Origin of the sequence: Pantoea cypripedii, from assembly GCF_011395035.1 — a bacterium.
Classification (GTDB): Bacteria; Pseudomonadota; Gammaproteobacteria; order Enterobacterales; family Enterobacteriaceae; genus Pantoea; species Pantoea cypripedii_A.
On the sequence record NZ_CP024770.1, the window covers coordinates 1,486,372 to 1,498,751 of the forward strand.

9 protein-coding genes are annotated in these 12,380 nt (G+C 47.5%); 2 read left to right on the plus strand and 7 right to left on the minus strand.

From position 1 onward, the window contains the following. Nucleotides 1-153: 153 nt before the first annotated feature. The 5 genes from CUN67_RS30195 to CUN67_RS30215 form a co-directional block, all read right to left on the minus strand. Entirely contained in the window at nucleotides 154-1,119 is a 966-nt protein-coding gene (locus CUN67_RS30195; protein WP_208719437.1) for a dihydrodipicolinate synthase family protein, read from the minus strand. A gap of 413 nt (nucleotides 1,120-1,532) precedes the next feature. Further along, nucleotides 1,533-3,092, minus strand: a complete 1,560-nt coding sequence (locus tag CUN67_RS30200; RefSeq protein WP_208719439.1) for an aldehyde dehydrogenase (NADP(+)) — start codon at nucleotides 3,090-3,092, stop codon at nucleotides 1,533-1,535. Between the two features lie 211 nt (nucleotides 3,093-3,303). Continuing rightward, nucleotides 3,304-4,791 (minus strand): aldehyde dehydrogenase, encoded by a 1,488-nt coding sequence (locus CUN67_RS30205; RefSeq protein WP_208719441.1) that lies wholly within the window; start codon nucleotides 4,789-4,791, stop codon nucleotides 3,304-3,306. Nucleotides 4,792-4,946: 155 nt separating this feature from the next. Continuing rightward, on the minus strand, nucleotides 4,947-5,666 hold the full coding sequence (locus CUN67_RS30210; protein ID WP_254711471.1) for a GntR family transcriptional regulator: 720 nt from the start codon (nucleotides 5,664-5,666) through the stop codon (nucleotides 4,947-4,949). 18 nt (nucleotides 5,667-5,684) lie between these two features. Continuing rightward, the gene (locus tag CUN67_RS30215; protein WP_208719635.1) at nucleotides 5,685-6,692 is read right to left on the minus strand and encodes an Ldh family oxidoreductase; all 1,008 of its coding nucleotides are present in this window, start codon (nucleotides 6,690-6,692) and stop codon (nucleotides 5,685-5,687) included. A gap of 443 nt (nucleotides 6,693-7,135) precedes the next feature. On the opposite strand from CUN67_RS30215, the gene CUN67_RS30220 reads away from it, so the two are divergent. Next, nucleotides 7,136-8,176: a mandelate racemase/muconate lactonizing enzyme family protein gene (locus CUN67_RS30220; protein ID WP_254711514.1), complete on the plus strand. Its 1,041-nt coding sequence runs from the start codon at nucleotides 7,136-7,138 to the stop codon at nucleotides 8,174-8,176. A gap of 65 nt (nucleotides 8,177-8,241) precedes the next feature. Here the strand turns inward: CUN67_RS30220 and CUN67_RS30225 are convergent, their stop codons facing one another. Continuing rightward, a complete protein-coding gene (locus CUN67_RS30225; protein ID WP_208719637.1) occupies nucleotides 8,242-9,396 on the minus strand; it encodes an MFS transporter in 1,155 nt (384 codons plus the stop codon). 351 nt (nucleotides 9,397-9,747) lie between these two features. Between CUN67_RS30225 and CUN67_RS30230 the strand changes: the two genes are divergently transcribed. Continuing rightward, nucleotides 9,748-10,452, plus strand: coding sequence for a GntR family transcriptional regulator (locus CUN67_RS30230; RefSeq protein ID WP_208719444.1), 705 nt, complete (start codon nucleotides 9,748-9,750; stop codon nucleotides 10,450-10,452). Between the two features lie 21 nt (nucleotides 10,453-10,473). Here CUN67_RS30230 and CUN67_RS30235 read toward each other — a convergent pair whose 3' ends face one another. Further along, nucleotides 10,474-11,976: an APC family permease gene (locus tag CUN67_RS30235; protein ID WP_208719446.1), complete on the minus strand. Its 1,503-nt coding sequence runs from the start codon at nucleotides 11,974-11,976 to the stop codon at nucleotides 10,474-10,476. Nucleotides 11,977-12,380: the final 404 nt, after the last annotated feature.

Sequence of the window (12,380 nt, forward strand, 5' to 3'; positions counted from 1 at the left end):
CTTTGACAGGAAGGCGTTTTCTGCGGTGAGGGTTTTATTCCGAAGAGAATGATTTTTTACTCATCATCCAGTTGTGAAAATGACAATATGAGCGTAATTTTCCTCATAAAATAGGGTGGCTTAATATCATATAAGCCACCTTTACATACTGAATTAGTCAGGNTTATATTCGCGGACAGTACCTGATTGTTCACTCCATGAAGCGTACCATTTATCAAACAGTGCCAGCTGTGCTTCAACATAACCACGCTGACTGTCGGTAAGTACGTCAGTTTCGTTAAAGTGCAGGGTATATTCTTTATTTCCTTTCAGTACCATCATATGTTTGAAGAACAGCACCAGATCGGGGCCGGTATCAAATGAAGACAGTACTGCCAGGGCACTCTCTAACTCCAGCGCCAGAGCACGAGCTGCAACATTGCCTTTCGCTGCGGCCTTAGACAGATTGCAAAGATGCAGAACTTCTTTTGGCAANACGTTACCAATACCCGTTATCGCACCAGTCGCACCGCAANTAACGAAACCATGTACAACCTCGGTATCCACNCCAATCATAAGTGTGACGTCGTCTTCACGGCTGGTGATATTTTCTGCNGCGTAGCGTAAATCGTCCGCCCCNCCAAACTCTTTGAAGCCAATNAGGTTTGGATGTTCTGNACGCAGTGCTGCAAACAGATCTGCACGCGTTGCAAAACCATAATATGGACTGTTGTAAATGACGGCTGGCAAATCAGGCGCTGCACTCAGGATGGCTTTAAAATGNTCCTTTTGAGCAGAGATTACTGAGGCGCGTGATAAAACGCGAGGGATAACCATTAAACCTTTGGCCCCAACACGCTGCGCATGTGCTGCATGTGCNACTGCCGATGCCGTATTGACGGCTCCCGTTCCCACGATGACCGGAATACCCGCTTCAGCAAGACGGGCAACGCCTTCCATACGTTGTTCGTCAGTCAGCAGCGGCCAGTCACCCATAGAACCACAATAGACGACGGCAGACATACCTGCTGCAATCAGCTCTTTACCTTTGCGGACGAGCGCATCGTAATCAGGTGTTCTGTCCGGGGTGCATGGTGTCATCAGGGCTGGAATCACACCGGAAAAAATATTTGATTTCATATAAATCTCCACTTATTACAATATGTATCGCTCCGATTAGAGCATGCACCTGACAGAATCAGAGTTGGTTGTGCAATAGCAACAAGCGATCTGTTCTTACAACATTCAACGTCAGGTTGTATAAAGTACAAATATAAAACCGCATCAATGTATATCGTATACCATATAATATGATGCAGATTGTGCTACGATGTCAATTAAGTTTTTAGCTCACTGGCAATTATATAAAATGCTTATATTTCTGTGTGTTGAAGAATAATAAAGACTTATGGGTAATGAGATTTTAAAACCCTGAGGTCAGGTTCTGCCATAACCACATGCCATATAGACCAACAACATTATCCTGAGTCTTAATAACCCGTTAGCATAATGCTAACGGGAATTGAGGTTTGACTCAGTAGGGGTTAATCACGTTAACCCACGTATTTACCATTAAGGAGATGAGGGACGGAGTGCAGCTGTTCATCTCTCAGTACTTCGGGTAATAGAGATTGCGGGTAGTTCTGGAAACACACTGGGCGCATAAAGCGATTGATTGCCAGACTTCCTACAGAGGTACCGCGTGAATCGGATGTTGCTGGCCACGGCCCGCCGTGAACCATCGCATGACACACTTCAACACCGGTCGGATAGTTGTTAACAATCAATCGACCCGCTTTTTCTTCCAGTGTGTCTACCAAGTCGCTGGCTTTAGCAAGTTCGGACTCTTCACCAAACAATGAAGCTGTTAATTGCCCCCCAAGTGTGTTCAGTGCTTCCAGCAGCTCTGCTTCGTTCTTAACGCTGACAATAATTGCTGCCGGGCCAAAGATTTCTTCCTGAACCAGGGTCTTATTAGCGATGAGAGTTTGAAGGTCCGTTCTGTACAGACGTGCACCGGCACACAGATTGCCATCCTGGCCTTTCGCTAACTGCTCAAGTGCGCTGAATTCATCAAATTCCTTACGACGATGGTCATAAGAACTGAGTGTTGATGGATTNAGCATNACCATTGGGTTAAGCGNNCTGACTTTATGCTTAAGTTCAGAGACAAAATTTTCAAACGCATCAGTTTGAATACCCAGGATCAACCCGGGTTTGGTACAGAATTGCCCCGTCCCCATAGTGAACGAAGCNACCAGTTCGCCAGCCACTTTCTCAGCCTGATTGGTCAANAATCCGTTGAGCATGACCATTGGNTTGATGCTGGACATCTCNGCAAAAACAGGAATAGGTTCAGGTCTGGCGTTGGCGATTTCAATTAANGCCTTTCCACCGTTCAGGGAGCCGGTAAAACCTACAGCCTTGATTTTGGGATGGCGCACCAGATCAGCACCCACACGGGAGCCAAAGATCATATTAAAAACACCTGCCGGCATCTCTGATTTAATACGTGCACGCTCAATGGCTTCTGCCGTCAGCTCAGCGGTTTTCATATGCCCGGAATGGGCTTTCACTACTACCGGGCAGCCTGCAGCGAGTGCCGCGGCGGTGTCGCCACCTGCCGTGGAAAAGGCCAGTGGAAAGTTACTGGCTCCAAATACAGCGACGGGGCCTGTGCCAACATTATACTGGCGCAGGGTAGGTTTCCCGGTGCCGTCAAAAGTGTCTATACGAATGCCCAGGAATCCGCGTGCTCTGACATAATCAGCAAACATGCGCATCTGGGTAGATGTCCGGCTACGTTCACCTTTGATGCGCGCTTCGGGCAGACCGGTTTCTTCCATGACAGTCGCCACGAAACTGTCATCGAGACTGTCAATTTCATTGGCGATGGCATCAAGGAATGCGGCGCGACGATCCAGTGTTTGTTTCTGATAGCTTCTGAAAACTGCCGCCGCTGCATCTGCCGCATTATCCGCTTCGGCAGAAGTGGCCTGGCAAAACAAATATGGTAATGGCTCACCCGTTTTCGCATTAATGCTCTTCAGCACTGGTGAGGCTGAGGCAACACGCTGGCCAGCAATAAATTGCTTTCCATTATTAGCGTTCATAAATTGTTCTCCATTAAACTAGTAGAGCAGATCTTCCCGAACGGATAGATCGTTGTGCAGTAAACGTGGCAAAGCATGATGGACATTTATTTATCGCCAGAGCTATCACTGCACAAGGGGACGATATGTTGTGTATATCGTATACACAACATTCTGTATCAGACCGCAGGTAACAAAAAAATTGCCCAGCTGACGTGCCGGGCAAATCAGGTTAGACCAGCTGGATCCAGATCGTTTTCAGTTCAGAGTATTGATCAAAAATGTGGATGGATTTTTCACGGCCACCAAATCCTGACTGCTTAAATCCACCAAATGGCACCGACTGGTCGCCTTCAGAGAAACAGTTGACTGACACCGTTCCCGCACGAATGGCCCGTGCAACAGTATGTGCAGTGGTCAAATCATTGGTATGCAGTGAAGAGGCGAGGCCGTAAATGGTATCGTTTGCGATCGATATGGCTTCCTCGACCGTATCAAATGTTATGACACTCAGCACAGGGCCAAAAATCTCCTCCTGTGCAATGGTCATATTATTGGTCACATCATCGAACACGGTAGGGCCAATAAAATATCCCCCTGTTTCACTGAACAGACGCTCACCGCCCATAATCAGACGTGCACCTTCCTGTTTGCCCTGCTCAATGTAGTCAAGAATGCGCTGCATGTGCTTCTCTTCAATCAGGGCCCCGATACGGGTTTCCTCACTGAACGGCTCACCGACGGTCCATTTTTCAAATTCTGCTAAAAGCGCCTTCATGAAACGATCTTTAATGCCGCGCTGGATCAGCAGGCGTGAACCGGCACTGCAGTTTTCTCCTTGTCCAAAAAGGATGCCAGCAGCCACCTGTTCAACCGCGTGCTGGATATTCTTCACATCATCCATCACGATCGCAGGACTTTTACCCCCTAACTCAAGCATGACTTTTTTGAGATTCGAATCTGCTGAATAGCGCAGGAAATAACGTCCAACTTCTGTAGATCCGGTAAAGCTCAGGCATTCAACATCAGGGTGCACACCCAGCGCCTTCCCTGCGGTCTCACCAAATCCCGTCACGATATTCACCACACCGGCAGGAATACCTGCTTTATCACACAAGGCGACGAAATGTAATGCGGATAACGAGGTCTGTTCAGCAGGCTTGATTACCACGCTATTACCTGTGGCCAGGATTGGACCCAGTTTCATAGCCAGAATGGGCAGCGGGAAGTTCCACGGAATGACAACACCAACGACACCAATCGGTTCGCGCACAATCATCGAAACAATATCACTGGCAGTCGGTGATGCCAGGTCATAGACCTTATCAATGGCTTCCGCACTCCAGCGCAAGGTTTCAATCGCATCCGGGAGATCTGCATTGATAGCATCAGCAACAGGTTTACCGTTGTCCAGGCTCTCAATAATGCCTAATTCTTCGGCATTTTCTTCGACCAGATCCGCCAGTTTGAGCATCGCATATTTACGCGCTTTTGGGGCCAGCTTGCTCCACACACCCTCATCAAAGGCGCGTTTTGCCGCAGCCACTGCAATATCGACATCTGCTTTGTCACACTCAGCGATTTTTGCCAGGATTTTACCGGTAGCCGGATTCAGGGTGTTAAATGTTTTACCACTGACCGAATCGACGAAACGTCCATCAATGTATGCTTTGGTAATGAATTCAATCGTCTGAGACTTCTTCTTGAGTTCCGCCGTCATTGTGCTCTCCGGATAAGTGTCTACAACGTAAGTGGGTTATAAAATCGGTAGCAAAGATGATATAAATGTATATCGTATACTAAATTGCTTGTCAAACATCCCGATGCAATGTTGAACCTGAGAAGTACGCGACGTGCAATGCAGCTCACAATTTTTTAAAACTCAGAGTCGGCCGAGGCTGAAAATGCTTTGCCTGCTGTCAGCTTTCTTTGCAGGTCAGTGCATACCCCGACGACATGATCATGAATGAGTCGCGCCGCTTCATCCGCATCTCCATCCTTACATGCCGAATAAATTTCTCTGTGTTCTCTGTCCGCCTGTGCCATCCCATCAGGCACCGCAAGTTGCACGCGCATATAACGTTCAACTTTGTCGTATACCGAGCGGATCAGCTTCAGCATATGCGGCCTTTCAGCCGCTATATAGATACTGGCATGCAGGGCCCAGTTCAGCTCTGCCCAGCGCGTGGGATCTTCTTCCTGACGAAAGGCCTCACAGGCATTCATTAATTGAGCAAAGTTTTCGCTGTCCATTTTTGGCACAGCAATTCGGGTGATAGTGGACTCCAGGACGGCGCGGATTTCAAAGAATTGCAATAACTCGTGTTCCGTGATCCCCGCGACTATGGCACCACGGTTGCGGTTGAATTTTACGAAGCCTTCAGCCTCAAGCGTTTTGAGGGCTTCCCTGACCGGTATCTTGCTGACGTTAAATAGCGCTGCAATCTTATCCTGCCGTATCGGTTGGTGGTCCACCAACATTCCGGACACAATCGCTTCTTTCAGATACTGAGCGATAATGATGGATGCAGAGGGCGAAGAGCTAATGTCAGGAACAGATTTCAATCTATATATCATGATGTTGTGCCATCTCATTCACCCCGGATGTCGACATTATTGGCTAAGTAACAACTGCAATTCGTCATACACTCTCTGAGAGATTTCGACACCTTCCCGCATACTTTTTTCTCTGGCGCTATAGCGGCGTTCAGAAGGGAGTCTCCCTCCATGAGCTTTTAGCTTTTTGAATAATTCCTCAGCACGCGCCATGTTGGCTTCACTCTTATCGCCGAGCAGCGTATCAGGAGAAATGGCAATAATGAGTTCACCGTGAAAAGGTGAGGCTTTGGCACCATTGTCATGGGCCAGAGATTCATAACTCATAAGATCACCGATTAAGGGACCGGCCAGTAATTCGATCATGGTTGAAAGGGCAGAACCTTTATGGCCACCAAAGGTCAACATTGCCCCCTCCATCGCCTCCTCAGGCGAGTTGGTCATTTCTCCATGCCGGTTGATGGCACAGCCGTCAGGTAATGACTCTTCCCGTAGGTGGTGTAATTCGATATCACCGCGGGCAATAGCGCTGGTGGCAAAATCAAATACGTATGGATGTTGTTCTTTTCTTGGCCAGCCGAAGGCAAAGGGATTGGTACCCAGCACGGGTTCTTTACTGCCATGTGGTGCAACCCAGGCATGGCTGGGATTACAGGCTATCACTACCAGACCTTGCTGCGTCAGCTGCTCAATNTCCACCCACAGAGCTGAAAAGTGAACACAATTGTTAATCGCAAGCAGAGCAATACCATTAGTNACAGCTTTGCGGCACAGCCAGGGGAGACCCTGTTCAAAAGCGAGTTGAGAAAAGCCACCCGCTGCATNAACCGTGACAACGCCAGGGGCTGTATCTGTCACCTCAGGTATCGCCCGGGGATCAACTTTGCCTGCTTTCAACGTATGAATACATCCCAGTAAGCGGTAAATACCGTGCGAGGTACATCCGTCTCTTTCGCCTGAAAGCATTGTNTTGACAAGTGCAGCGGCATGCTCTTNGGTAAATCCATGTTTGAGAAGGATATTNAAAGNCAGTTTTTCAACTTCGTCCAGGGTGAGCTTTGGCATATTTTTATCTCGCATGATTAATCAGTCACACCGTCANGGTGATCTGAAGACCTTAAAATGGTATACGATAAACTATTTTACAAAAATGATGTAGTCAATAAAGTTATAATAATAGTCGTTTCAGATAACAGTTAAGATTCAGCTGAAGCGTTATGCTCAGGGTCTAAACATTGTCAAAAAGAATTTGCGATTCTATCGGAACACAAAGTAAGGTATACGATATACGTTAGTGNGNGAGTCATCCTTTGACTCNAAAGAACAGAGACTGTAAACGGGTACGCTAATCGCAGAAGTAATTTNGAACGTATATCCTCACCAATCAGGTGATTGCTGATACTCCCTTTCGGGGACCAATATTCCTTATTCAGGCAGGACAGTTTATGAAAATTACAGAAATTGCAGTNTTCAGTTATCAGGTAGGNTACGCGCATGGCACTTATGTCATGTCAGGTGACAGGTCANCCAGCACTGAAGACGGCATTGTGGTCAGGATCAGAACTGATGAGGGTATTGAAGGCTGGGGGGAGATAACCACGCTCGGAAAAGTGTATCTGCCGACTTTTCCGGATGGGATCAGAACAGCCCTTAAGGANTTAGGGGCGGCNCTTCTGGGGCAGGATCCTCGCAATATACTGAATATCAACCGAATTATGAATGCTACTCTGATGGGCCAGGAATTCGCGAAAAGCCCACTGGATATCGCTTGCTGGGATATTTTTGGTAAATCTGTTGGCAAGCCAATCAGCGCATTACTGGGGGGAGTGATCAATGAGCGCTTCCCGATTTACGAAGCGGTCCCATTGGGTTCTCCGGAATCGATGGCGGAATTTATTAAAGAACGTCGTGCGGCGGGTGTTAACCGGTTCCAGCTGAAAGTGGGTAACAATCCCCTGGAAGATGTTGCCCGCACACGAGCCAGTGTCGAAGCAGGTGATGAGCACACGGTCATTGTTGCGGATGCGAATGGTGGATGGTCGCTGGCAGGAGCCAAACTGGCGGTGCAAGGGATGGCGGGATTAGCCGTTTATGTTGAGCAACCATGCCGTACCACCACCGATTGTATCCTTGCGCACCGAGGTTCAGCGTTGCCTCTGGTTCTGGATGAATCTATTGTCAGCCAGGATGAAGTGTTCCGCGCAAAATATGAAGCCAATGCCGTATCGATTAACCTGAAGTTTGGCAAGCTGGGCGGATTGACGAATGTCGTGCGTGCACGCGATTTATTGCAGGATTTGAACCTGGCAGTCTCGGTTGAAGACATGTGGGGTGGCGACATTATTACGGCAGCGACCAGCCATATTGCAGCAACGACTCGCCCGGAATCATTGCTGATGACACCTTTTTTCAATGACTGGACTGATGGGCACTTAGCCGGTTATATGCCGCGTTCGCAAGACGGATTCGGTTCAGCACCTGTTGCACCAGGATTAGGGATTGAAGTGGATGTGACACGTCTGGGTAAACCGCAGATCGTTATCCGCTGAGAAAACACCATCTGGTGAAGACAGCCGGTGATTGAGGAGGGGAGATCACTCCCCTCTTAGCTACGTCAGACAAATCGTAACTTCATACCGCCCAGTAACACCAGCAGCAGAGAGGCCGAGATGCACAGGAAGGCGACAGACAGGCTGGATATATGCGCAATAAAACCTAATATTGCCGGACCTGCCAGAATGCCAAGGTAACCGACGGTTGAAACGAAGGCGACGGACATATTAGGGGGCATGGTCTTTTCCAGACCGGCCAGTGTCGTCAGCACGGGTGCAACGTTTGCCGCGCCGATACCTACCAACACGAAACCGACGAGTGATGCCTCCCAACCGGGGATGCAGACTGCTACAGCAAAACCGCACATAGCAAACAGACCACTGCATATTAACAACGCTTTACGACCCAGCAGACGAACAATTCTGTCTCCGGACAATCTCATTACCGCCATTGCGCAACCAAAAGCAGCATATCCCCATCCTGCATGTTCAATCCCGAGACCTCGTTCAGACGTAAGCCATACGCCACTCCAGTCCAGCATTGAACCTTCCGCCAGGAAACATACCATGCACATGGCTGCCATCAGGAGAAGAGTGGCGTTCGGCCTGAAGGGGGATGTGTGCTGATCTTCGTGAGCAGCGAATGAGAGCAGATGTTTTCCGGTAAAAAGAATGATGATTGCAACGACGACAATCGCGCATAACGATGTTGTCAGAGGTGACAGGCCAGAACTCAGGACGAGGCTGCCGCAGGCTGAGCCAACGATGCCCCCAATACTAAATAAACCATGAAATCCAGACATCAACGGCACATCAGAATCCTGTTCAACCAGAGCACCCTGAATATTGACGGTGACGTCAGTCAGACCCACACCAGCGCCAAACACTAACAGGCTTAGCACCATCAATGGCATGGAGTTGACTGTTGCCAGTAAAGGTAGCGACAGGCAAATCATAATGGTGCCAACAGTAATCATTGCCCGGCAGCCAAAACGGCCAGCGAGTTTACCTGAAAAGAGCATTGTCAGAAGGGAGCCACTGCCCAGACATAGCAATAGCATTCCCAACGTGCCCGCATCAAGGTTAAGGCGCTGTTGAGCATAGGGTACTAACGGTGCCCATGCACCCATGCCAAAACCTGCGATAAAAAATGCAGCGCGCGTAGACACTCTGCGTTGTGCGGTGTTGACGGCTAAATCAACGGCTACTTCTGCCATTTCTCCCCCGGAAGTAATAAAATGGGATATGGTATACGTTTTTTTGATGATGGCAATAATACATTTACTGATCATGTGTAGCTATCATGACCTGAGTTTTGAGTATAACCGTGATCAGAGAACTGTAGTTATTCAGTAGGTTAAGCAAGTTCAGATAACAAATTAAGGCCTGATACGGTAAACAAAATGTTGTCTGCACGCCTTTAAACTCATGCCCTATATCGTATTTTTCTCAATCTTGGAAATATAAGAACCAAAGAGTATAATGTATACTAATTAACTGTGAATGTAATAGTCACGGCTGAAATCGATCTCCCCGCGGCTTAAGCAAGAATTATCCTGGAGGCTCACTTGAGTTTAAAATTAAAGGTACCCGATATTGGTGCTACTCCCTCTGCATCCATCATCATCTCAAGATACCTTCGTGAGGCTATCATTTCAGGTGATTTGGCAGAGAATGAACCTATACGACAGGATCAGATTGCGACAATGTTTAATGTCAGCAAGATCCCGGTAAGGGAAGCACTGAAGACCCTTGAAGCAGAAGGGCTGGTGGTGTTTTATCGTAACCGCGGTGCGGTAGTTGCAGCCATATCAGAGCCCGAGCTTGCGCAAATGTTTGAGGTGAGGATTTTACTGGAGTCTTCTATTTTACGTTTGTCAGTACCCAACATGACCGAGAAAGATTTCAAAAAAATCGCGGTAGCCTGCGACCGTTTCATTATGGAAGATGATGCCAGTCGTTGGGCGGAGTTGAACTGGGAGTTGCATCTTTCCATGTATGAAGCAGCCAATCGTCCCTTCATGGTGAACATGATTAAGTCAATTCACGACAAACTTGAGCGGTATCTTCGCGTACAGCTAACGGTGTCAGATGGCCTGATTCAGGCAGATAAAGANCACCGTAAGATTCTTGAAGCCTGTAAAAAGCGGGATGCTGATGGTGCCGCGGAACTGATGAAGAAACATATCGCTGGNGTGTGTCAGGATCTCTACGCGCATTTACCGGGTTTTGGCAGTACAGAAGTTTCAAGTGCCNCAGCAAAAGGGCGCTGATTAGCGCCCTTTTGTGAANNGTTAATCGACAACCAGCTCTGATATTCGAAGATAATTGTCCGGGGAGAATTTGTGTAGCCAGNCGCTATANAGTAAACCAGCCAGAAAGAAAGCAATAATGATGGCAACGAATATGGCGCTCCCCACACTTCCGATACCCAACAGCATTTCTGTACTCATCACTGTCAGGTAGAAAAACACACTCAGACCGACGATGGCCAGTAACGGGGCCACNGTTGTGTGCCAGNCATNCTGGTCACTTTTATTTTTGCGGAAGTATGCAAAAATTGCCACAGCACTGACAACCTGAGCCAGAACGATAGCGATGGTTCCCGCACCGGTCATCCAGGCGAAGAGTGTTGAATATGGGTCAAGTTTTTCTACAGCGAAGGCTAATACAATCAANGCTGCAATAGCCGTNTGCACGAAAGATGCAACATAAGGGGTCTGTTTCTTCTTGCGAGTAAACCCGAGAGCTTTCCAGAATAATTTCTGGCGACCCAGAGAATAGAAGTAGCGGGCAATATTGTTATGGAAAGTCACAATAGCGGCAAACAATGACGTAACGATGAAGATATTGAACGCCAGTGTNGTCCAGCCGCCGAGAGCTTTNGAGGCGATATAAAATATCAGATTACCCGACTGCTCTTTAGCGATTTTGACAGCATTGTCAGCACCGAGGAAACCTGTAATTAACCAGGCCACACTGAAATAAACAATTGCCATGAAAATAACGGAAGAATAGGTGGCACGGGAAATNGTTTTTTCAGGATCTTTTGCTTCCTCGCTGTAAATNGCNCCACCTTCAAAACCAATAAAGGTCGCGCAGGCAAACATGATCCCTGTCCCTAACCCCGGNGAAAATACGTCCTTGATTGTTGGGANTTGCAGCAAAGGTTGCCCCACTTCCAGNGACGAGTGCATCACAATTCCGGTCGCGAGGATTAACAGCATTGCTGTTTCAAGCGTGAGAAGGAATCCCAGTACCATTGCGCCTGAATGCACACCATGCAGAGCAAGCAATANGCACAAACCCATGGCAATTAAAGCGTATGCCCACCAGGGAACGTCGATTCCCATTATGGTCGGTATCAGTGAGTGTGCGTAGTAGCCAAATCCACCGTACAGTCCGGCCTGAATGGCGGTATAGGCGAAGATAGTTAANGTGGCGGTNCCCAGACCACAGGAGCGACCCAGTCCGGCCGTTACGAAGGAATATAATGCGCCCGCATTCGTGATCTTTTTACTCATNGCAATGTAACCGACAGCAAAAACTAACAGTACNGCNGCAGCCAGNAAAAAGTCCCANGAGGAGGCAAAACCGTTTCCATCTGAAATCATGATAGGCACTATCGCAATAACGCCCGTTAAGGGNGATGCGGCAGCAATGATAAAAAATATGATGCTCATGGCACTNAACGTGTTTTTACGCAGGCCATGATTGGAGCCTCCTGCACGATGATGATCAACGCTGTTGTTGGCTAAGGATTGATAATTAACCTGGGATTTGCTTTTNACACTCATAGCTTTCCAACCCTAGTGAGATTAACTGTCTGTTCTCTGGAACATATTCTTATACGAAAGAACNATGTNACCAGTATATGTATGCNCNCAACNNGATATAAAACTAAATTACTATGGTTTATTGTCTATCGTATACCATTTTGAAACTGTGACCGCCGCTCGGTTTTTTACAAAATGGCAACATTTATACGATTGACCTGATTTTTACGTAGCAAAGCACATGCCATAAATAGTCAATTGTCAGGATAAAACCCTGCGACAAACTGTGTGGAATCATGTATTGAATTGAAAATAAACACATTTATTTTTTGATATCTCAAAGGATAGTTAATACAGAACCGGAAATTTTTTGCAGTTCCTGCTTCGAGCAAACAAGAAATTATGTTAATTATTTGCACTGACTT